Source organism: Microcoleus sp. D3_18a_C4 (genome assembly GCF_036702415.1).
In the GTDB taxonomy this organism is placed as follows: domain Bacteria; phylum Cyanobacteriota; class Cyanobacteriia; order Cyanobacteriales; family Microcoleaceae; genus Microcoleus.
On sequence record NZ_JAUBTI010000112.1, the window covers coordinates 1 to 20,819 of the forward strand.

Below are 20,819 nucleotides of genomic sequence, written 5' to 3' on the forward strand. Positions count from 1 at the left end.
GCCCGTCCAAAAAGGACGGGCGGGACGCCCATCCCACAATAACAATTAAAATTGTAAGTTATTTAATTCGCGCTCCTTACTTCTTAACTCCCGAACTATCTCCCGACAGGGAAGGCCACCGCACAGTCACGATTACCGAATCCTCCTCAGCCGACCAATAATGAGGCACTCCCGGCTGCCAGAGAGCATAATCTCCTTCGCGAGAAAGCAAGATTTCTTGCTCTGGAAATTGCAGGCGAAACCGCCCTTTTACCAGGATAGAAAGCGTCGTGGCTGCCGCATTTACCGCCCACTGAGTCCTACAATCTCCGGCGGGGTGAGTGCCCCATTTTACCTCTAAAACAGAAGTCGATCGCGGGTCATCATCAGGCGTCATAAAGTGACCCGCAAACCAACCGCCCCGACTTGCACCTTCAGCGCCCGCATTTCCGAAAACCACTTGAGATGACATCAATTAATCAGGTAAACAACAAATAGCTTGAGAGCACAAACTCTACGTTTTGTACTCAAGGACATCCCGCTCGATCGCTCGTGTCGTAGGGACACTCCAAGAGTCCATAGGTGTCCACTTAACGTACAACCGATAGTTCGACAGTCCGACAGGGGTTGAAACCCCTGCCTCAAAGCTAAAGTCGTCTGAAGACGACTAATGAGTTTTTCAGTCCTCTTTGAGAGGACTTTAGCTATGAGACAGGGAATTCATTCCCTGGCTGCCTCAAAGCTAAAGTCGTCTGAAGACGACTAATGAGTTTTTCAGTCCTCTTTGAGAGGACTTTAGCTATGAGACAGGGAATTCATTCCCTGGCGGACTAACGGGTGGGCGGGAGGACTGGTGGACAAAAAGCTTAAGTTGAACACCTATGGGCTTGGCCTAAGTCCCTACACTCGCCGTGTCCCTACAAGGGCTTACCACCAAAAATGCTATACTTACTTGCGGCCAGAAGATTGACCTTCCGTAGTCGCTATTTCCCCAGCTTCCATCAACTGCTTAAAGCGACGTAAATCATTGGCAATTTGCTGTTCGGGAGCTTCGCCAAATAGTTTAGCAGCGCCAGCACCAATTGCACCGCCCGGAGGGTTGTATTCGATGACAACTTTTACCTCAGTACCGCGTCCTGCAGATGCCGGTTGAAAGCGCACAAAACCCGAATTGTCAACATCAGCTCCTTCCACCGACGCCCAAGCAATTAAGCGATTTTCTTCTTCGCGGACAATCTCTGCATCCCATTCCACACTATTGCCCATCGGCGCGCTAGCAATCCAGTGAGAACGTGTTTCATCTATTACCGTAACGTGTTTGAGATGCTTCATAAACCGAGGTAAATTTTCAAAATTGCGCCATAAACGGTACAATTCATCAGCCGGTTTGTCGATCGTCACCGTCTTTTCAACTTTAATGCTTTGATTCGGATCGGCAGCCGACTGCAAACCCTCCACAACCCCCAGCCCGCGAGCAGCTAAACCGCCCCCCGCAACCGCCAGCAAAGCACCTCTCAAAGAACGCTGTGACAAACCAAAAAGCACCAGCGCCCCGCCCCCAATTAAAGATGCCCAGCGTTCGGTATCGCCGCTGCTACTTTGGTTTTGTTTGTCGGAATTTGTGCTTGAAGTAGATTCCATTGGTTTAAACCTGCTGGTAAATTAATAGCGAAAAATAGCAGCTAAAGGTGCCTCGTTCGGCACTTGTTCCGGCGGCATAGCGTAAACAGTTCCGCCGTTGAGAATAGTTTGAATTGCTGCCGCATTCAACAAATCTTCGTCACCCAATTCTGCTTCTGGGTGGATTTGCACCGCGTTCGTATCGGGATTAAAAGTACCCCACTGCTGAACGCCAAGAGCAACAAATAGTCGATCGACCCGTCCAAAATAAGCAGCCGAAACAGCTTCTTTCAAATCAGCAGAAATTTTATCGCTTCCTGTCAGATCGTGGTATTGTGCGATCGCCTCTGACTGAGCCTGCAAAAACAAAGGTTCCACCAGCGGCCAAGCTTCGGCCCGCAACTCTTCCGGCTTGAGAAGTTTCTGATTGCCTGTAATCCCTTCTTCAAATAAATGCGGGTAGGTATTAGCTTCTCGGTAAAGCGGGAGCAAATACTCAACTCCAGCTAACACTAAAGGAGCTTTTTTATTGTGCAAATATTTGTGCAGCGCCCCATCAATTATGTGGAAATACTGCAAAATTTCCTGCTGGGGCTCATCTCGATCTGGACTTCCTTGACCGTGAAAACTTCCCGGCTGCTGAAAAGAATTATTAGTGCCTCCTTTTGAAGTAGCAATCCGAAACTGACCATCTTTAGCAGTCGGGTCATATTGCAGAGCCTCCTCAAGGCTTTTCGGCAAGTTTTCAACTTCAACTTCCCTAGCACTGTAAGGCGTACACTCAATCAGCCTCACTTCCTTCTGACTGAGAGCTAAAACATAAAATAAATTATCTCCTGTCAGCATAGGCATCAGCGGTTTGACGTGAAAATTGTCGCTCACAACAACTAATTCGTCAAAATTCACCGGACAGGTATAGTAGCGGAAAAATCCCGAACCGACAAAAATCGCCAGCAGGTTGCTTTGATTTTCCCAAAATTTTTCCTGGTCAATTTCTGCTCGGACTGGCTCTAGCAATTGGGCAGCTTCTTTTTTGTCAAATCCGTACTCTACAATTTTGTCTTCAGCCTCTCTGATTAAATTTTTGAACCGAATCGGGTTTTGTTGAATTTCTGTTCCTTGAGCGACTGGCATATAAATTGAGACGCACAATCCAGAAGATTGTTGTACCAGCGCTTTGAGTTCGTCTACAGATATTACGTTCACCGCTGAAACTCCTTTTCTAAGGGGTTTTGTAATAAAAACAACCGATTCTTTAAAATGTATCTCTCCTGACATGGCCCCTGCGTCTGCCTAAAGTAATGATCGGCTGCTGTAGAGCATTTCATCCCCGAACTAAAACGGGGTTTCCCGCCGCTGTTCCAATCGAACTGCTTATTACCTAAGATAGACGGCGCTAACTCGGCGGCTACTTTACCATAATTTACTTTAGTCGGCTTCCACTACTCGTTATATATGATGAAAACAAAACTGTTTCTGGGGTTGCTGTGGGCAACATTTATTGCCTACACCTTGCTGCTAGCTCCTCTCGATCAGCCCGGAACGCTAACAGTTATTGAAAAAATGCTCAAATTCCAGCTAGAAGGAATCAACCCCTACCTTGTCACTATATTCGCTCTCATGGGAGTGTGGCCGATGGTCTACGCTTGCTTCCTATTCATTGATGAGAGAACCCAAAATATATCCGCTGGGCCTGCTTTCATCGCTTCCAACGGCGCCGGCATCATCGGCTTAATTCCCTACTTACTCCTCCGCCAGCCCCAGCAAGAATTTTCCGGCCGCAAAGATATGTTGATCAAAATATCAGACTCCCGCTGGACAGGCATTGTACTTTTACTAACTACTATCTGGCTGTTAGCTTGGGCTTGGTTAAATGGAGATTGGGGAGATTTTGTCAAGCAGTGGCAGTCAATTCCTTTTGTGCATTTAATAACTTGGGATTGTTGCTTGATGGCTGTAATATTTCCCTCACTTTTGGGGGACGACATGGCACGCCGTGGACTCTCGGACGATCGCATTTTTTGGGCAGTCTCTCTAGTTCCGCTGTTAGGGCCGCTAGCTTATCTTTGTCTGCGCCCCCCTCTGCCAGAATCTGCAACAGAAATCGCCACTTTCCCGCTAACAGCCCGAAGTTGAAACATTGAAAAATTTGGTAGTGTTCAAGATGTACTTTATTGACTAGCTCAAATAACCTGCCGGAGTCGTCATCCCAGTTGAGAAATTCCTCGAAGGAAAGGGTTTTTTGGGCGATCGCAACCATTGATATTAACCTTTTGCGTAGGTTGGCTCTCTGTTGTCTGTTTCTAGCTTAACGCTTTCAATATCCATTTTAGTGTGCATCAAAGGGGTAGCTTAGCAATACGATCGACCCATTCCTCTGCACTAGATGCTGCCCAAATCAAGAGTAGTTCTTCGATGACAACTTCCATCGGTATTTTTCGGGAAACAATAATGACTCCAGCACTCTGATTAGTAGTAATGAACTCAGCAAATTCCGATGGCATTGTTTTGCGATCGTGGCTGACAAGAACACGTCTTTGCTGTGCTGCAATTGCCAGCACTTCTAAATCTTTAACGCCTTCTAACCCAGCAGCAAAAGCAGTTTGAAAGTCGATTGTAGATTCTCGTCGCAGTAATCCTGTGACGATCGCCTGATTTAAGTCAGCATCAGCTTGATAGCGCACATTCACGATTGCACCTGCTGTGTTGCTGCTTTAGCTGCAATCAGTTTGTTGTACAAAGCTGGATCGCTGGTTTGTAGAGGTTGAGGCATGGCATCAAATGCAGCTTCTTCGGCGGCTAAGTAAGCGTCGATTTCAGCGCGGTTGGCTAGATAAAAGGCGATTGCCCCATAAACCTGTTCCAGTGTCAGTAGTGGGAAAGACTGAACAATAGTTTCGGGCGATAATCCTTGTTGGAAAGCATAGGCGATCGAGTCAAGAGAAATCCGAGTTCCTTCAACCCAATAGGCATCATTCCGATACTCTATGTAAGTTTTAACTGCTACAACTGGCATACATTTTTTTGATTCTAACTACTTATTATCATAGACGGAAGAACCCGCAGGCAGCCCAGGGTTTGCATGAGCTCTGTCAGAGGTTGGTTGCGGAAGGTGGCGAGTTGAATTAAGGCTTGAATGCGGGTAACGTTGAGTTTTTCAAGGCGCGAGCTCATTTGGATCAGTTGCTTGTGTTCTTCGGGAGTCAGGGTTTCGGCATGACGCTTGGCGATGAGGGCATGGTATTCTTCCCAGGTTTGTGCACTAAAGCCGATGTTAATTTGTTGCAGCAAGTCGGCTTCAGTAGGTTGGGTGGTTGGAAGTCTAGGCTGGAGGCGTTCTTGCAGGGTGTTGAGGATGTAACGATCGGGTTCAACGCCCTGTCGAGATGCTTCAGTGCGGATCTGCTGTTCGAGTTCGGGAGAGAGGTTGAGGGTGATGGTGGTCATGGTTATCTTGGCAGCAACATCTATTCATCATTTTAGCGATCGGGCTTTCACCTTATCAAAAACTTCATCGCCTGGGACTTCTCGATTTTACTGTCCGCGTCCTGGTTTGCAATCTACGAAACCTAATGCTTCTGTGTCGAGAAAATTGGCGATCGAAATGGCGATCGGATATTCAATTTTCGCAGCACGCGCAATTAGAACAGCTTTAATTCGTTCTGGCAAACGTCCCAAAATAACTTCGGCATCAGGAGAAAGTTGTTCTTGAAGTTTAGCTTGCATGACATTCACCTTTGGGTTGGAATTTGATAGATACATTCAAGCCACTACCCAACTCAGATTTAGCGGTCTAACGTTGCCAATCACCCGCCGCAAATTACCTCAGACTGCCACCGACAGGATCTCGACGGTCGGGTGCATTGGCGTTGTTCGAGTGCGCGCATCTCTTGCCGTATTTTGATGCTACCGCAAAAAAGCGCGTAACTTTTCAAGTTCATCACCCTGTAAACACTTAGCAAAAGAACGGTGGGTCCGAGCATTTGGATGGGGGAGAAAAGCAAAAAATCTTTCACGATTCCCTATCTCAACGAACTCGGATATTGAATTTGCTGTAGAGATATTGAATTGGCTTTGAATCACTTGCTTTGCGCGTGCCCCCAGTACCACTATCACTTTTGCTCTTGCTAGTTCTAAAACTCTCAACAAGTAGGCTTCCACACATTGCTCCTGTGCTTCTTCTACACCAGTTTCGGCACGAGACTTACAATGCACTATCTCGGTAAGCGCATAATCAATGCCTGGACTAACGTTCCGTTGAAGTAGCTCAATCGCACGTTGTCTAACCGCTGCCCAAAATCGAGTAGAGCGACTATATTTCCCGTCTTTTAGCAAGGATTTTGTACCATCAACGATCCAGTGCTTACGTCCTCCTCCAAAACGGTAATTGAAATAATCGTGTACTTCGCTACATGACCAATCCCAAGTTGGGTAATCTTCATCAGAGCCAATTGATGGATTTGAACTCAGGAAGAGAATGGGTGCTTGCTCTATCTGTCCACTCCAAGGTTCAGGCACTTGAAATTTTTCTAACCCAATTGCATTTTGAGAGTCAACAATTGTACGACATGGATTTTCAACAGAAAGATATTCTTGACACTCTCGTGCATGGGGACAATGAACAATTTCACTTAGCAGAGTTTTTTCAGACATTCCCGAAATATATCAACTGATTACGAGTTTACGAAAATCTAGCAGTCGAACTTATAATTGTATCGCAGTTGCGGTACAATACCCAATAGAAGAGAAAAATACCGCCGATCGATCGCTGATGTATGTCACCAAAAGTGGCACTAATTCACATAGCAATTGCTGCCGTTCGATGAAAATTCAACCAAATTGTCATGCGGCTAAAACAGGACGATCGAGCTTGCGGACTGCATACAGAAGCGTAGCTTTAATATAGTCAATTTCCAAGTCTGGAAATTCTTCGATAAACTTAAAAATTTGCTCACCCGCAGCCAGCAACTCTAGGATATCGATGACTCGAATCCGCATTCCCCGGATGCAGGGACGACCGCCACATTGTCTTGGGTTCACTGTGATTCTGTCAAACAGATAAGCAACGGATGCTGGCATTGCTTAAAATTGTTTAAAATCTTTGTCTTTAGCTTACTTCATTTATCGCCCGAAACTCACGCCGCGATCTAATTCTGCGATCGCCACTTCCAACTCAATACTGTGTAAAGTATTATTTGTGCGTTAGGCGTAGGCAGGAAGTGGCTCATAAACGAGTTCCATGAGTTTCTCTGAGGGAATGGTTTCCATTGCATAGGTATTACCTTGAGCATCCGCAAAATCTACTAGATAAGCACGATCCTCAAAGCTCATCAGAATAGTGCCAACTTGTCCGGGCCGGAGCAAAATGGGCTGAGAGGTGTCTTTATGGATTGCCTGAATTTCTTCGGTCAAGGCAACAACATCATACTCGTGTAACGTCATCACAGTATCCTCACTTATTGACAGGATAGGTATTAGTTAACCTGGGAAAGTCTTCATGGGTGCGAATCATCCAACATGACAGCACCCAAGAGCTTCCTGTTTCCGTAGTCATGAAAAATTTGATATCATACTGGGTTCCATAGTTGTCACTTTTATAAATTTCTGCATCCTGATTGACCGCAGATTCTAATATAGCCGCTTCTAAAATAGCTTTGTTTTCTAGTGTAATTCCCAATCTATTTCTAAATAGGATGGCTTTATCTTTTCCTTTGGGATGCTGCATATTTAGTGAGTATCGCTCAAGCTTGTCACCAAGTAGTGCCTTATCTCCGTTGGGTAGTTTCATCTGTCGAAATGGTTAAGTCACTTGGTAGAAAGTTTTCATTTGCCAGAAACCGCATTAACTTGCCTCAGCAATTTGCCCGTTGTGCCATATATCGATCGAAAGTCGTCTAATCTCCAGCTTTGTAGTCAGCACGGGCCGCTTCAATTTCGGCAAGGTCTTCTGGAGAATCGTCCTCATTCGGGAATAATTCAGCTTCCAAAAATTCCCATATCTTGTATCTTTCAGCAATTCCCAGTGACGAAATAGCTTCCAGCAGTGATTGAAATGAGATGTCTACTTTCACAGTATTTTCAGCCATCAGAACTTTCCTCCTATTTTAATTTTACACTTAGTATATTTATTCAAGATGCTCAAAGTAGCTGGAATGTGATTTTATATTTAGCTAAATGGTTTCTGTCATGTTCTTTCGCTCTTTTTTTTACCGCAGATTAAAGCAGATTTACGCAGATGGAAGAATGACTATTGCTATTTTACCATAAACAAAACCCGCAAGATGCGGGCTTCATTTTAATCATGGCAATTTAACTGATTACTACATTACAACCGCACTAATCAAAGTTTGCACATTTTGTACAACAGCAGTAGTCAAATTATGAGTCACAGGCAAACTGTCAACGACTATTCCGGCGCACAATAGCATCAGGTACAGAATAGAGTATTTGAAGAGCGATCGCGCCACAATCTTATCCTCTGGAGTCTGCAACAGCAACCAAGCTTTTTGGGCAAAAATAGCACCGAGGAAAATAGCTGTTCCCGCATACACCGCGCCCGCTAAATTCAGGGGATAAACTAGCAGCAAAGTTGCAGGAATCATCAATAGCGTGTAAATCCAAATTTGGCGGGCTGTCTCTTCGTCGCCCTCAATTACCGGTAACATGGGCACCCCTACTTCCTTGTATTCGTCGCGAATCATCATTGCTAATGCCCAAAAATGCGGCGGTGTCCACAGGAATATAATCCCAAACAGCAGCCACGCACCCCAACTCAAATCTCCCGTAACCGCAGCCCACCCAACTAGCGGGGGAATCGCCCCGGCTGCACCGCCGATGACAATGTTTTGCACGCTGTGACGCTTCAGCCAGTGGGTGTAAATTAGGACATAGAAAAGGATGCCTGACATTGCTAGCAATGCGGCTAATAAGTTGGCAACAACTGTCAGCAATGTAAAGGATATTGTAGCTAGGGCGATCGCAAATATCAAAGCATCGCGCTTCTTCACACGCCCGGAAGGAATCGGCCGCCACCGGGTGCGCTCCATAATATAATCGATGTCGCTGTCGTAGACACAATTAATCGTATTCGCCGACGCAGAAGCTAAAGCGCCTCCAGTAATAGTTGATACCAGCAATAGCGGATCGACTTCTCCTTTGGCCGCCATCCACATTCCTGCTGAGGTGGTGATTAGCAGCAGTAAAATAATTCTGGGTTTTGTTAGTTGATAGTAACTTTTCACGACTTGCGAAAAGTTTTCGTGGAGGCGGGGGCTGTCGTTGGTAAGAACTTCTTGCATCGGTTATTAGTTGTTAGTTGTTAGTTGTCATTTGTCATTGGTTCGTAGGGGCGGGTTTTACGAGAGATATTTGCTGTAGCTAAAAGGATTAATAAACCCGCCCCCACCGAGGGATAAATCAGCCCTCTCTTACTCAAGGAATAGATAAATCTGCGTTCTATATCATGTCCGGTTGATTCGTGCTTGTATGGGCGGGGCGGGTTTATGAAACTGTTGGCTTTTAGATCGAGAATCATGGTGAATCCGCCCCTACAAGACCTTGCACTATATAATAACGATGCTACCGGACATAATATTACTCTCAAGCTGATACAACTCGATCGCGCCAAGCTAAAACACTAAAAGCTATCAGGGTTCCCAGCAAAGCAGCACCGACTGCTTGGTGGGCGACTGTCAGCGGTTCTACCTGAAGGTGCAGCCGGAAAGTTGCTAATCCCAGAACTAATTGAGCAATGAGGCAAACACTCGCCCAATTAGCCAGTTTTCGCAAATTTGGACTCAGTGCAGGCTGCCGCCAAGCCATGACTGCTACGGCTAAAGTCGCTGCTGTAGCTGGTACGATACCGGCGATGTGGCTGTTCATTACCGAGCACAATTCTGAGGAGTCCAAACATTGGTGCAGTGCCCATCTAGAGCCTACCAATGCGCCTAGCAAACTTTGCAGGTAAACTAACAATGCTGCGATCGAACTTACCCAAGCTAATTTGCCCGTATTGCCTGTAGCTTCGTAGGGAGTCAGCATGAAACCGATGACTAGCAGGGCGCCAAAAAACAGTAAAGCGGTTCCCAAGTGAGCCGTAACGATGTCAAATCTCAGCAGTTGTGTTACTGTCAAGCCGCCCAATACGCCCTGAAAAACGATTAAAAATAGTGCTCCGGCGCTCGCCCAAGGCAGCCATTTGGGCAGGCGGCTGCGGTAAAACAAAGATAGTCCTAAAAGTGCGATCGCGCTCAAGCCAATTGCCGCTGCGTCCAACCGGTGAAACCACTCCAGAAATACCTGCAAATTCATTTGCGCTGCGGGTATTAATTGACCGTAGCACAGCGGCCAGTCGGGGCAAGCGAGCCCCGCATTCATCACCCGCGTGGCGCTGCCTACAGCCATTAACAGCCAGGTTGCGATCGCAATTTTCCACACTAGGCTGCGGATAATATCTTTTGGCTGCCACTGCACTCCTGCTGCGTTTGGCTGATTTAAAACTGAGTTTGCCATGAACTTTACCTTAGCCTTTGTTATCGATCGAACTTAATTAAATATCGAGGTTTTGCTTTGGCTGAGCTTAGCCTAGCTTAACACTCTTTTTCTCTGACCAACCGTCATTTTTACTACCTTAGCGACACTTTTATCCAATTAGTTTGTCTTTATAATTTTTTCAACTTTCTTCTTTATATTACAAAAGATGTCCTTTATTTTGTCAAACTTAAAAAAACTTTAATCTTTTCCCGCTCCTGGATAATTTAAAACTCCCCCACTGTCTAGGTTGGGCAAAAAAATAAAGATATAATTAAGAAAAAGAATTTATTAAAAAATTGTGATATGAACCGCTCAAAAATGTTTACAAAAAGCTAAACAACATAAAAAAACCTATAAAGTAGGATTCGCAACAAACTAAATGTAGCTGATTGTTCTACCTTAGTAGGAAGTATGACCGCAAATAAAACGGCAGTCAACAAGTTAAGCAAGCTCTAAGCCAGCCACTCTTTACTCCAGGCTTCGTAGCCGCGAGCAAGCTGTTCAAGGAGGGAAAAAGAAACAGGGAAAATACCGGGTTCCCTGGTGGTCCTAGATGACGGCATAGCGATCGCAGCAATCAGCTTGTGGTACGGTCAAAACAACCACCTGATGCCACAGCAAGCCTCAGAATAAGCACCGATGGTAGAGGCTGTTTTAACGTGACGATCGCAATCGCCACAGCCCTATTTATGGCGTTGCATAATAGCGGGATGATTTTGATTGTTTTGTGGGATGGGATCTCTTGGCCCGAAGGGGTGTATTTTCACACCAGGCGGGACGCTAACCCCTATTCCCCACAAGAATCATCCTCAAATTGTACAATACCCCGATCGCACGCCCGCCGATCGCAGACTCAGGAGACACGGTACCTCAAACAGCACCAGAAATCACACCCGAAATGGCTTCCACCCCCAGCAGCGCCAAATAGGGCGAAGAAGCCAAACCCTCAGATACGGGACAATCCGCAGGTTTCACAGTTAACGTCACTGGATCAAAGCTGCTACGCAGTTAGATTGTAGAATATCAAGTTGAAATAAATTACCAAGCGCTAAAATATATGTATATGTCAGCGAAAAATCATCTATCTCCAGTAGCACAAGTAGAATAATTGGTGCATTCATTATTAAATTAAGGAAAACTTATTATTAAATGCGTTACATCCGGTACATTGCTCGTGGCCGAACTTCCTTCCTTCTTTGAATCTAAAACCTAAAATCTAAAATTCTGCCGCCATGTCCCAAAAAAATGAAACCGTTGTTCTGGTATTATCGCTCCTAATTACGATCGGGCTAGCCGGTGCAGGTATTTGGTGGCTGACAAGCCGAGGCGGCATCAATCTCGGAGGTTCATCACCCCCAAATCCGACATTTTCCCAGTCTCCGACGGGGAATTCGCCGCAGTCAGAGCAGGCAATTGGGCAGCGTCTGAGTGCGGGGAACAAACTGTTAATTCCAGAGCAAGCAACAACAACCAAGCAAGCAGCAGTACAGGCGATCGCATCTGGCAACTATAACGCAGCTATTTCCGACTTACAAGCTTCGCTCAAAAGCAATCGCAACGATCCAGAAGCCTTAATTTACCTCAACAACGCCCGCATCGGCGCTCAGAAATCCTACACACTTGCCGCCGCAGTTCCCATTGGCGGCGATATCAATGCTGCTCTAGAAATTATGCGGGGCGTAGCTCAAGCTCAAAATGAAATCAACCAAAGCGGCGGCATTAGCGGTACTCCCTTAAAAGTGGTAATTGCTAACGATGACAACAACCCAGAAATTGCCGCACAAATTGCCAGTGCTTTAGCAAATAATTCGGAAACTTTAGGAGTAATCGGGCATTTTGCTTCAGATACGACTCTAGCAGCCAGCAAGATTTACCAGCAAAAACAATTAGTAGCAATTTCTCCGACAAGTACGTCTGTCCAGCTCTCAGGAGTGGGCAGCAATATATTTCGGACAGTGCCGAGCGATCGGTTTGCCGCTAATGCTCTTTCCCGCTATATGCTGGGAAAATTGCAAAAGCAAAAAGCTGCTGTATTTTTCAATTCTGCCAGCAGTTATAGCAAATCTTTAAAAAATGAATTCACCACTGCTAATTACGCCGATGGAGGACAAATCGTATCCGAATTTGACTTTGCTAAGGGCAATTTTAATGCCGCCGAGAGCGTTAAAAGTGCGATCGCCCAAGGAGCAGAAGTAATTATGTTAGCATCCGATTCAGCCACGCTCGACCAAGCTTTGCAAGTAGTGCAAGTAAACGCCAAACGGCTGCCGTTACTAGCAGGAGACGGTGCTTATACTGCTAAAACACTGCAAATCGGTGGCGCAGGAGCAACAGATATGGTGCTGGCTGTTCCTTGGCACATTCTCGCAGATCCGCAGTCAAACTTTCCCCAAACATCCAAACAACTGTGGAATGCTGAAGTAAGTTGGCGCACAGCTTTAGCGTACGACGCGGCGATCGCGTTAATTGTCGGTTTAGGGCGCAATCCGACTCGTACAGGCATTCAACAAGCTTTATCGGCGTCAGATTTTTCGGCAAATGGAGCATCGGGCCCGATTCGATTTTTACCTTCGGGCGATCGCAATCGAGCAGTTCAGTTAGTAACTGTTAAACCCGGAAATCGAACCCGTTACGGTTACGAGTTTGTGCCGATTAATTAAAAAACAAGTTCTGGTCATTTGTCTATGTATAGCAGAAGGAAGAAGGAAGAAGCAATAAAATCAATCGTGTCAGCCATTAACAACGTCCTAACCGTCTGGGCGGTTGCTATAAAATCTACCATTGTTCCTTGGCGGGGGCAGCTTGATGGGATTGTTTGTTGGCGCGATAAAGGTTTGGTGAAACCCGGCCGGCATGGAAACTCGATCTAAAGTTGCGAAACTCCGATCGGCCTAACTGCCCTATTCCTCTCAAAAACAGCCCTCGGTTTCAAAGCAATTCTCAACAACAGCCACAGCGATCGCCATTCTCCGGGAGTTTCCTGCCGCTGCCACTGGCCCGGGCGACAGTACAGCATTTCGATCAAACAGCGGTGCTGGCTAATGTTGAGGCGATCGAACGCAATTCGCACAGTGGGAAATTCCACAAAACTGCCGTCTTTTCCATCCCGAAAACTCGACTCCAACTGAGATTTATCGCTCACCAACTCAATCTTAGCCACAGGAATAAAACAGTTCTCTTCCATAATTTTCAGAGTCGCCGAATCGCAATCAATCAAACCTTTGGCCCAAGGACGCTCAGTGCCCAAATCAACAAAAGACGGCGCTAAGGATCTCCTTGCTTTGACTGCCGCACTGCGAGAGAGCGCTTTTATTTTACCCGGCCATAAACTTGTCTGAACGGCATATTTTGGCAAAATCTCTGCTGGGGTCAAACTCTCTTTACTACCCTTACCTTTCACCGCAAAACTTGGCCACTGAGTCAGAGCAACTTCAGCGCCACTTTCCGAAATTACAGTGGTTATACCCCAAAAACTTTTACCGCCAATATTTAATTGTACAACCCTGCGTAAATTGAACCATTCGTAAATGTCCGGCTTAGGAATATCCACCAAAATCAGTAATGCAATCCCGATCATCAGCAGGTTGTACGCGCTCCACACCCATCCCAAACTCATTCCTTTTGACAACAAATGTGCACTTTCTGATATGGACTGTACGGTGCCAACATTTTTCACTAAATTAATGTTTAAACTGTGCCACAAACTGACTGCTGTAGCTGCGAACAAGACAATCAAAGGCCATCCCAAATTCCAGTTAAAACGAAAGCGATCGCTCGCAATTCCTTTTGGCGTCACCTCAAACCCTTTCCCAAAGGGATTCAGCATGGAACTCACTACCGTCACCGCTAAAGGAATACACTGGACGAACGAATAAATATCGGAAAGCAAAGCCGATCCCGATCTGCAGTTCAGCCAAGAAAACACAGTAAGTTGCACCAAATAGTAAGGCAGGAAAAAGTACAGCAATTCTGGCCCACTTGCCCGCAAAGGAATTATGCCGAGAAATGAATAAGCTAAAGGTATCAACAGATATAAAACCTTGGTTAAACTGGTAAACCAGTGCAGCAATCCCTCCAAATGAGATAGCCTTTGTACGAATGTAAGACCGCGAATTGTTAAAGGATTGGAATCAATAAAAAATGCCTGAAGCGTGCCTCGCGCCCAGCGTAGCCTTTGATTTAGATGAGCCTCTATATTTTCAGCCGCCAAACCCGCACTCAATTTTTCATCTAAATAAACTAAGCGATATCCGGTTGCTGACAGCCGAATTCCGGTAAAATAATCTTCGCAGATTGAATCTGTGACCAAGCCTCCCGCTGTTTCTAAAGCACTCCGCCTCACTACAAAAGATGTACCGCAACAAACTACGCTGTCGGCGCTGTCTTTGATGATTTCAATTTGCCTGTAAAAGATTTCTTCTTCCGGCGCGATCGCATTTTCTAAACCTAAATTACGGGAGATGGGGTCGTGGTTGTAAAAGCTTTGCGGTGTTTGAACGAGGGCGATTTCGGGATTTTGAAAAAATCCAACTGTTCGAGTTAAAAAGTTTTTAGTGGGAATAAAATCGGCATCGAAAACTACAATTAGTTCTCCATTAGTTAGGGCTGTGGCATGATTGATGTTTCCAGCTTTGGCGTGAATATTATCGGGTCTGGTTATATACTCGCATCCCAGTTCTTTTGCCAGCAACTTGATTTCATGCCGCTTGGTATCGTCGAGCAAATATACTTTTTTGTTGGGATAATCTAAAGCTTGACAGCCGATTACTGTGCGCCGTAAAATAAAAGCAGGTTCGTTGTAAGTTGGGATAAAAATATCTACGGGCGGGGTGAAGTTTCCAGCTTCAACTGCAACTGCCATGCGATCGGCTTCTCGACGCCGGTCTTTCATTCTCAGCATTAAATACAGTTGAATACTGGTGTTGAAAACCAGTAGCATTTCTAGGAAAAACAGCCCTAAACTAAAGATACCGTTGAGGGGATCGGTTAAATTTAGAGTAGCGAGCGATCGCCATAAAACGTAGCGAATGGTTAAAGCTAGAATTATTGCAACTACTACAGCGCGCGACCATTTCTGCGGTTGAGGCGAAATTTTAATTGCAGCTAAAGCTGCCGAAACCAGCACAAAAGTCGGCACTAACAAATACATCTTGCTCGTAGCAGGCACTTGCAGCCACACAGGCGGGTTTTGCTGCCAAATGTTGATTGTGGCAAAAATACCGCTGACTGTACCTTCACCGGCAAACCAGGCCCCGGCGATCGCACCTGCGAAAGCAAGCACCCCCAACACGACTAGCGTTGCCGCAGGCACCCGCGAAATCCGCCCAAAGCGGCGTTTCAAGTCTTGAAAATCAAATCTTGAAGTTGTCATAAAATAATTTTAAAGTCCCGATCGTGCATGCCACAGTAAGGGTTTCTTGCTGTCCACTTTTTACTTCAGTTGAAAATTCCGACACACCCCAATTACTCTATTTACATTTTTTAACATTCTGACCCTTGTATGATAATTCATCTTGCTTGCTGTTGGCAAACTGCTTAGCGAGTCCAAACCTGGCCAAATATAGCAGAAGGAAGAAGGAAGAAGGCTTGAGTTACCGAGGAGAGAATTCATATCAATTGCGGTAACACTCTTTATGATGGGGAGTGGGGAGTGGGGGAATGTGGAATTGCGCGACCTTGACTTTATCATTCCCACCCAACCGGAAAAGATATCAGAAGCAATCTTCGGCAAGGATTTCAGCAATGTCAGCAACAGGCTTTCGGGCCTGTTCCACAATTAAAAAATATTTCTTGTGGGCGGTTTCTGCGACGCGGCCCATAAAAAGCTTATTGAAAATGCTGCCACATCTGAGTCCTAACCGTCGGGCGCGTTTACTATAGTTCAATACGCTTGGGTTAAGCTCGATCCCCCCTAGCCAAGGGCGGGCACTCTTGGCACCGCCCCTACGAAGGGGAGTAGGGGGTGGGACAAGAACTTACTCTTGCGTCCCCCAACAATCAGGGGGAGTAGGGGGTATGCTGCAAGGGAGCTCGCCCGGAATAAATAGTTTTAACCCAAGCGTATTGTACTATAGTTCACAAAAAAATTATCTTGTCTACAAATCAAATAGGATTGCTATATCAGACTATAGCAATCCTATTTGATTTAACAATTAGACGAATTTGACATCTAACTAAAGGTAGATTAATTTTATATTAATTTAAAAAATTTACCGCGAGCGCAGCACAAAAACCCAGCCATCACAGAACTAATCACCAATTTCTAATTGCGAGATTGCATAGCGGGCGACAGCCAAACTAACTCTGGCTTGTTCTATTTCCGACAATTGGGCCCACGGTCTTTTAGTTGCCATGACCAATTCCCCCCCTTCCGAATCAACATCTCGCATCGCATAAGCCAAAGGACGTGCCAACACCTGCAAATCTTCCTCAGCCCACTGAGGCAAAATCTCTAAGACGCACTCTACCATTTGGTCAGCTAAAGATTGATACTTAACAGTTGCGTTTTGCACGCTTTGAGCGATGCTGGCCAGAAAATCTTGAGGCACGCGAGCAAATTTCTCGCGCAAAGACTTTTGCAGAGCAGTCGTCAGCCAAACTTGTTCTAATTGCGAGAATAAAACTTGGGACTTCAGGGCAATATCGCTGTCGCTGAATGAATCAGATAGCGCAAATTCCTGCTCTAGGGCAGTTAAATAAGATTCGGATTCAAGCTGTGCAGGATTCCAGGGGTAAGCAACATCAGTCTGAACAATTGTGGCGAGAAGTTCCATCTGGGCCTGAGTTTGAGAATCGCGAAAATATTCAGAATCAGCAGATTGGGTAGCCATGATGTAATACCTAAAGGAGAAAAGGAAAAGATAGAGGGGGGACTGTGCCAAGAGCTCGTTGCGAGCTATCAGTGGTAAATAACTCTTTTAAATTCAGACTGGACACTCAACGCCCAGAACTTTGCTGTGCCAGTAGCCGCTTGTCTTCATTAGCTACACCCGCACCTTAATTCGTTCCGCAATCCGTCTCACTGTACCCCGAAGTTTTAGGAACCTCAATAGTGAACTCAAAAATCTGACCTTGAGAACTGCCAAATTTTAGCTGAGTCCCGCTGCGTAGCAGCAATTCTTGGTGGTGAACTCTCTGCCATCCCTCAGATCCCAAAACTAAAGTCCCGTAGCGAGAAAAATCTCGCAAGAAGTAGCTAGGTTCTTCGCGGCTATCTCCGATAGTGTTTCGGCAGAAAATCTCGGCGTGTTTTTGAGAAACCCACTGTTCTCGAATCACTACGTCGTTTTCTTCCCAGCGTCCGACTCGAACCATACCCGCGCGAATCGGCCAAACCTGATTGGTTGAGTCGGTGGATTTGGCATTTGGTCGATCGCGCCCCCGCAAATAAGCACAAGACGGCAACCGTCCCAGCCAAGTAGAAGAATTTAAAGGCAACTCAGTTTTGAGGTCATCTACCGGCTCAGTTAGCTGACCGTCAAACTCAGGGTGCATATACAGCACAGGCAGCGTCCAAGCCGGTTGATTGAACTTGTAGAGCGTCAGTAACTGCTGTCTGGCGACGGCGACTGCCCGATCGATCGACATCCGACTGGCCAAAGCTTGAGCAAAACTTTGGATAAAACTCAGGGCCTCGCGATCGGCGATCGAGTCCCGCATCCCCAACACCGCAGGCACCCCGTGATGGATCAGTACCTCAGCCAAACTGCTACGGGCCATCGCCTGTTGCTGGCCGTTAGTTGAGTGCAACCTCTCCACCGCCGGCTGAGCTCCCCAGCAGGCATTAAACACCGCCAGCGTTACGCGGCCCCGAACTAATACCTGAGCTAGTTCAGTGCCATTAATCACCGTTTCCGGCCCCAAAAACAGCAAACCGCCGTCGGGGCCCGGTATCCCGTGGCCGGCGTAGAACAGAATGTTGTAAGCTTGCGTTTCCAGCCGAGAAATTAGTTCCGCCGCAGTAGGTTCGATCAGAGTATCGACGCGAGTCGGAACGCTGATGTCAGAATATTTGCCGCTGTCGTCGGTTTGAAAAGCACTTTCTAGAACCCCAGCTAGGGCGAGTGCTTCTTCTCCCAACTGCAAATGACCGTTATTACTGCTGGAAAATTGAGAATTAGCACCGCGGCCGGGTTCTGCTTGTCCCAAAACTAGCAAAATGTTGAGCGACTCCGCAGGATGCAGGGGTGGCAAAGGTTCAACATTGCTGGTAGTGCGGCTGAACAGCAGTTGCTGCGACAGAGAAATTGCCGGTTGACCGGCTTGAGGCTGCATAATTTCCCAAGGCAAAGCAATTAAATACGGTTCGCGCAAGTCTACGCGCACTCGCAGGGGTAGATTTTGCCCGATCGCGATACCTTTACTTTCCTGGAGACTACCCTGAATCGGCCCTTCAAACAGCCACTGCCAAAGATTAATCCCCAAATGCTGCATCAGGCGACTGCTGTAGCTTGCCGGTGGCCGAGGCGGATGCTGATCCCCCTTGTCGCCCCACCCCTGTTGACCGAGGTGGAGCGGCACAGAGGGCGTCGGTATTCGTTGTTCAGTTTCTGCCAATATATTCTGGTTGTTTTCCGCCGAGACGAAACTGCCATCAGGATTTAGGGGCAATTCGTGAATTGTCCCGGAGGGCGAAAACATTTCCTGCCAAGCTTTCCAAGATTGGGAGAGGGTATCGGGCCACATACAGTCGTGGTGAACGTACCCGCTGGGATAGGGAGCTTGTAGAACCCAAGTGGCAAAATGGTTTGCCCCAGCGGTTCTCAGGCGAGCGATCGCTATACTGAGGCAAGGACTTTCAGGGCGCGCCATTCACAAAAAAGCTCGGTAAGTGGGAAGCTCAGAGACTTTAGTCCTGAGAGGAAAACGACCCGGCGATTTCAATCGCTTTGAATCCCCTTGCGGGGTAGAGGGGTATGGTTGCCCCTCTGGTGAGGTATGGTTGCCTCGATCTCCCTTGCGGGGTAATGTTAGCTTGTCGGTCAATGTTATAGAGGCTTGTTAGGCTGGCAGCACTGCCGAGCGTGACTTTAAGGCTGTTTAACTACTAGCGACAGAGCAAGGGACTAGCTTCGCATCAAGCGGGTGTCGTGACCTAAATAACGTAGCCAGTTAAGGCGATAGCTGGTCAGTACAGCTTGCTCGATCGCTCTTACAAGCGAGCGTGGCTTTAGCCCGCTCGTTACTGACAACTACCGACTCTGGATATAGGGTGGGATTGAGTTTCTCTATTTGTAGTTTATCGGGTTTGGGGTGCGATCGAGTGCGTGAGATTGCTTTGGCAGTTTTTACTTTTACTTAGTGCCCAAAAATTTATCTATACTCGGTAAATCTACCCAAGTCCCCGTAGCATTCGACTCCTGGGTCAAATCCATCAACAACTGCGAGTAAACCCCTTCTCTGAGGGACGGTATCAAGGATTTACCGGTATCTATTGCTTCAACCCACCTATCTACTACTCGAATAAACGGTGCAATTCTCCCGTCTGGATAAACTTGAGGAAACTCCAATCTTTGAGGAATTTTGATTTCAGCTAAAGGTTCTCCACCTTGGGAACCCCACAAGCGAAATCCGTGGACGTAATCTTGCTGGTTGTCGCTTCCTAACACCAACGTACCCTTACTCCCGTATATTTCCACCCAGTGTCCCCGCCCTTGATAAGTAACAGAACTCAAACAAACTTGACAAGGCGTTCCCCCGGCTAATTCCAACATCAACGTGCAAGAATCATCTGCATCAACTAATTTTAAATTTCCCGAATCATTCGGATCGGGCCGCCGCGAAATTCCTGTAATCAATTGCCCAGAAAGCCTTTGGGGCGGGCCGAACAGCCAGCTAATATAATCAAAAACGTGAGAACCTGTCGCGCCCAAAACGCCGCCGCCTCGCTCTTTTTGCGCGTACCAATTCCAAGGGCGACTCGCATCAGCACGGCTCGATACTAGCCAATCAATCTTAATTAAACGCTTTTCTCCCACATATTCTGCTGCCAATAATTCTGCTAGCATTTGCCATGCGGGGATGAATCGAAACTCAAAGTCCATTGTGGCAATTGCTCTCGAACCACCATTTTTAAAATCGGTTGGAGATTCGTTGTTGGCCAATCGGTAAAGTTCCCTGGCTTCATTTGCTGTCAGGGCTGTGGGTTTTTCTAATAATAAATGCTTGCCTGCTTCCAAGACGGTTTTTGCCATTTCAAAATGCAAAAATGGCGGTGTGGAAATGCTGACACCCGCTACTTCGGGGATCGCTACTATATCGGCGATCGAGTCGCAAGCGTAGGGGATATTGTGGGTAGATGCGAGATCCTTTGCTTTGTCTAAATTCCGGTGGTAAACAGCCACAACCTCTGTCCGGTGATGGGCCTGAAGTCCGGGAATGTGTACTTTTTGACCGAAACCTGTACCGACTACTGCAACGCCAATTTTTGACATAATTTAATAATTGTTGACTGTTGACTGTTGACTGTTGGCTGTTGGCTGTTGGTAGTTGGTAGTTGGCAGTTGTTAGTTGTTAGTTGTGATTAGTTATTTGTTAGCTGCGACCACTAACTAATAACTAATAATTAATAACTAATGACTACTGACTAATGACTACTGACTACTGACTACTGACTAAGGGAGCATCTCAGTTTTGCATTTACAGTGCGAGCGTCCCCGCTCGCGTATTGTACAATACGCGAGCGGGGA

21 protein-coding genes are annotated in these 20,819 nt (G+C 46.5%); 3 read left to right on the forward strand and 18 right to left on the reverse strand.

Annotated features, from left to right (window positions below; genetic code table 11):
- Nucleotides 1-76 precede the first annotated feature (76 nt).
- The 3 genes from QUB16_RS28440 to QUB16_RS28450 form a co-directional block, all read right to left on the reverse strand.
- Nucleotides 77-451 carry a signal peptidase I gene (locus tag QUB16_RS28440; RefSeq protein ID WP_333321361.1) on the reverse strand — a complete coding sequence of 125 codons (375 nt, stop codon included), beginning with the start codon at nt 449-451 and terminating at the stop codon, nt 77-79.
- Nucleotides 452-927: 476 nt separating this feature from the next.
- Complete coding sequence (locus QUB16_RS28445) at nt 928-1,620, reverse strand: SRPBCC family protein (RefSeq protein ID WP_333321362.1); 693 nt, start codon at nt 1,618-1,620, stop codon at nt 928-930.
- Between the two features lie 21 nt (nt 1,621-1,641).
- Nucleotides 1,642-2,805 carry a baeRF3 domain-containing protein gene (locus QUB16_RS28450; protein WP_333321363.1) on the reverse strand — a complete coding sequence of 388 codons (1,164 nt, stop codon included), beginning with the start codon at nt 2,803-2,805 and terminating at the stop codon, nt 1,642-1,644.
- Between the two features lie 249 nt (nt 2,806-3,054).
- On the opposite strand from QUB16_RS28450, the gene QUB16_RS28455 reads away from it, so the two are divergent.
- Nucleotides 3,055-3,735: a DUF2834 domain-containing protein gene (locus tag QUB16_RS28455; RefSeq protein WP_333321364.1), complete on the forward strand. Its 681-nt coding sequence runs from the start codon at nt 3,055-3,057 to the stop codon at nt 3,733-3,735.
- Nucleotides 3,736-3,938: 203 nt separating this feature from the next.
- On the opposite strand, the gene QUB16_RS28460 is transcribed toward QUB16_RS28455, so the two are convergent.
- The 11 genes from QUB16_RS28460 to QUB16_RS28510 all read right to left on the reverse strand — a co-directional run bounded on the left by QUB16_RS28460 (nt 3,939) and on the right by QUB16_RS28510 (nt 10,110).
- A complete protein-coding gene (locus tag QUB16_RS28460; protein WP_333281838.1) occupies nt 3,939-4,289 on the reverse strand; it encodes a DUF5615 family PIN-like protein in 351 nt (116 codons plus the stop codon).
- The gene (locus QUB16_RS28465; RefSeq protein WP_333321365.1) at nt 4,286-4,615 is read right to left on the reverse strand and encodes a DUF433 domain-containing protein; all 330 of its coding nucleotides are present in this window, start codon (nt 4,613-4,615) and stop codon (nt 4,286-4,288) included. Before QUB16_RS28465 ends, QUB16_RS28460 begins: the two co-directional genes overlap by 4 nt.
- A gap of 14 nt (nt 4,616-4,629) precedes the next feature.
- On the reverse strand, nt 4,630-5,046 hold the full coding sequence (locus QUB16_RS28470; protein WP_333321366.1) for a hypothetical protein: 417 nt from the start codon (nt 5,044-5,046) through the stop codon (nt 4,630-4,632).
- An 87-nt stretch (nt 5,047-5,133) separates the two neighbouring features.
- A complete protein-coding gene (locus QUB16_RS28475) occupies nt 5,134-5,361 on the reverse strand; it encodes a hypothetical protein (RefSeq protein ID WP_333321368.1) in 228 nt (75 codons plus the stop codon).
- Between the two features lie 144 nt (nt 5,362-5,505).
- Nucleotides 5,506-6,252, reverse strand: a complete 747-nt coding sequence (locus tag QUB16_RS28480; RefSeq protein ID WP_333321370.1) for a uracil-DNA glycosylase family protein — start codon at nt 6,250-6,252, stop codon at nt 5,506-5,508.
- 189 nt (nt 6,253-6,441) lie between these two features.
- The gene (locus tag QUB16_RS28485) at nt 6,442-6,678 is read right to left on the reverse strand and encodes a DUF433 domain-containing protein (RefSeq protein WP_333297618.1); all 237 of its coding nucleotides are present in this window, start codon (nt 6,676-6,678) and stop codon (nt 6,442-6,444) included.
- 123 nt (nt 6,679-6,801) lie between these two features.
- Nucleotides 6,802-7,041 (reverse strand): DUF4926 domain-containing protein, encoded by a 240-nt coding sequence (locus QUB16_RS28490; RefSeq protein WP_333321372.1) that lies wholly within the window; start codon nt 7,039-7,041, stop codon nt 6,802-6,804.
- Nucleotides 7,042-7,051: 10 nt separating this feature from the next.
- The gene (locus QUB16_RS28495; protein ID WP_333321374.1) at nt 7,052-7,387 is read right to left on the reverse strand and encodes a DUF6883 domain-containing protein; all 336 of its coding nucleotides are present in this window, start codon (nt 7,385-7,387) and stop codon (nt 7,052-7,054) included.
- Nucleotides 7,388-7,493: 106 nt separating this feature from the next.
- Nucleotides 7,494-7,685 (reverse strand): hypothetical protein, encoded by a 192-nt coding sequence (locus QUB16_RS28500; protein WP_333321375.1) that lies wholly within the window; start codon nt 7,683-7,685, stop codon nt 7,494-7,496.
- 234 nt (nt 7,686-7,919) lie between these two features.
- Nucleotides 7,920-8,897, reverse strand: coding sequence for a heme o synthase (locus tag QUB16_RS28505; protein ID WP_333321377.1), 978 nt, complete (start codon nt 8,895-8,897; stop codon nt 7,920-7,922).
- Nucleotides 8,898-9,198: 301 nt separating this feature from the next.
- Complete coding sequence (locus tag QUB16_RS28510; RefSeq protein ID WP_333321379.1) at nt 9,199-10,110, reverse strand: heme A synthase; 912 nt, start codon at nt 10,108-10,110, stop codon at nt 9,199-9,201.
- A 1,253-nt stretch (nt 10,111-11,363) separates the two neighbouring features.
- Here QUB16_RS28510 and QUB16_RS28515 point away from each other — a divergent pair.
- Entirely contained in the window at nt 11,364-12,791 is a 1,428-nt protein-coding gene (locus QUB16_RS28515) for an ABC transporter substrate-binding protein (RefSeq protein ID WP_333321381.1), read from the forward strand.
- Nucleotides 12,792-12,997: 206 nt separating this feature from the next.
- Here the strand turns inward: QUB16_RS28515 and QUB16_RS28520 are convergent, their stop codons facing one another.
- On the reverse strand, nt 12,998-15,502 hold the full coding sequence (locus tag QUB16_RS28520) for a glycosyltransferase (RefSeq protein WP_333321383.1): 2,505 nt from the start codon (nt 15,500-15,502) through the stop codon (nt 12,998-13,000).
- Between the two features lie 262 nt (nt 15,503-15,764).
- On the opposite strand from QUB16_RS28520, the gene QUB16_RS28525 reads away from it, so the two are divergent.
- Nucleotides 15,765-15,911, forward strand: coding sequence for a hypothetical protein (locus tag QUB16_RS28525; protein WP_333321385.1), 147 nt, complete (start codon nt 15,765-15,767; stop codon nt 15,909-15,911).
- A 468-nt stretch (nt 15,912-16,379) separates the two neighbouring features.
- On the opposite strand, the gene QUB16_RS28530 is transcribed toward QUB16_RS28525, so the two are convergent.
- From QUB16_RS28530 to QUB16_RS28540, 3 genes are all read right to left on the reverse strand, one after another.
- Nucleotides 16,380-16,961, reverse strand: a complete 582-nt coding sequence (locus QUB16_RS28530; protein WP_333321387.1) for a hypothetical protein — start codon at nt 16,959-16,961, stop codon at nt 16,380-16,382.
- 166 nt (nt 16,962-17,127) lie between these two features.
- Entirely contained in the window at nt 17,128-18,942 is a 1,815-nt protein-coding gene (locus tag QUB16_RS28535) for a CHAT domain-containing protein (RefSeq protein ID WP_333321389.1), read from the reverse strand.
- A 482-nt stretch (nt 18,943-19,424) separates the two neighbouring features.
- Entirely contained in the window at nt 19,425-20,564 is a 1,140-nt protein-coding gene (locus QUB16_RS28540) for a Gfo/Idh/MocA family oxidoreductase (RefSeq protein ID WP_333321391.1), read from the reverse strand.
- Between the last annotated feature and the right edge of the window lie 255 nt (nt 20,565-20,819).

Bases quoted from the DNA above. Each gene is read 5' to 3' on its own strand.
- QUB16_RS28525 (WP_333321385.1), top strand. From the start codon at position 15,765: ATGATGGGGAGTGGGGAGTGGGGGAATGTGGAATTGCGCGACCTTGAC.
- QUB16_RS28470 (WP_333321366.1), bottom strand. From the start codon at position 5,046: ATGACCACCATCACCCTCAACCTCTCTCCCGAACTCGAACAGCAGATC.
- QUB16_RS28455 (WP_333321364.1), top strand. From the start codon at position 3,055: ATGATGAAAACAAAACTGTTTCTGGGGTTGCTGTGGGCAACATTTATT.
- QUB16_RS28535 (WP_333321389.1), bottom strand. From the start codon at position 18,942: ATGGCGCGCCCTGAAAGTCCTTGCCTCAGTATAGCGATCGCTCGCCTG.
- QUB16_RS28520 (WP_333321383.1), bottom strand. From the start codon at position 15,502: ATGACAACTTCAAGATTTGATTTTCAAGACTTGAAACGCCGCTTTGGG.
- QUB16_RS28510 (WP_333321379.1), bottom strand. From the start codon at position 10,110: ATGGCAAACTCAGTTTTAAATCAGCCAAACGCAGCAGGAGTGCAGTGG.
- QUB16_RS28540 (WP_333321391.1), bottom strand. From the start codon at position 20,564: ATGTCAAAAATTGGCGTTGCAGTAGTCGGTACAGGTTTCGGTCAAAAA.
- QUB16_RS28490 (WP_333321372.1), bottom strand. From the start codon at position 7,041: ATGACGTTACACGAGTATGATGTTGTTGCCTTGACCGAAGAAATTCAG.
- QUB16_RS28505 (WP_333321377.1), bottom strand. From the start codon at position 8,897: ATGCAAGAAGTTCTTACCAACGACAGCCCCCGCCTCCACGAAAACTTT.
- QUB16_RS28475 (WP_333321368.1), bottom strand. From the start codon at position 5,361: ATGTATCTATCAAATTCCAACCCAAAGGTGAATGTCATGCAAGCTAAA.
- QUB16_RS28485 (WP_333297618.1), bottom strand. From the start codon at position 6,678: ATGCCAGCATCCGTTGCTTATCTGTTTGACAGAATCACAGTGAACCCA.
- QUB16_RS28515 (WP_333321381.1), top strand. From the start codon at position 11,364: ATGTCCCAAAAAAATGAAACCGTTGTTCTGGTATTATCGCTCCTAATT.
- QUB16_RS28445 (WP_333321362.1), bottom strand. From the start codon at position 1,620: ATGGAATCTACTTCAAGCACAAATTCCGACAAACAAAACCAAAGTAGC.
- QUB16_RS28495 (WP_333321374.1), bottom strand. From the start codon at position 7,387: ATGAAACTACCCAACGGAGATAAGGCACTACTTGGTGACAAGCTTGAG.
- QUB16_RS28530 (WP_333321387.1), bottom strand. From the start codon at position 16,961: ATGGCTACCCAATCTGCTGATTCTGAATATTTTCGCGATTCTCAAACT.
- QUB16_RS28465 (WP_333321365.1), bottom strand. From the start codon at position 4,615: ATGCCAGTTGTAGCAGTTAAAACTTACATAGAGTATCGGAATGATGCC.
- QUB16_RS28440 (WP_333321361.1), bottom strand. From the start codon at position 451: ATGTCATCTCAAGTGGTTTTCGGAAATGCGGGCGCTGAAGGTGCAAGT.
- QUB16_RS28480 (WP_333321370.1), bottom strand. From the start codon at position 6,252: ATGTCTGAAAAAACTCTGCTAAGTGAAATTGTTCATTGTCCCCATGCA.
- QUB16_RS28500 (WP_333321375.1), bottom strand. From the start codon at position 7,685: ATGGCTGAAAATACTGTGAAAGTAGACATCTCATTTCAATCACTGCTG.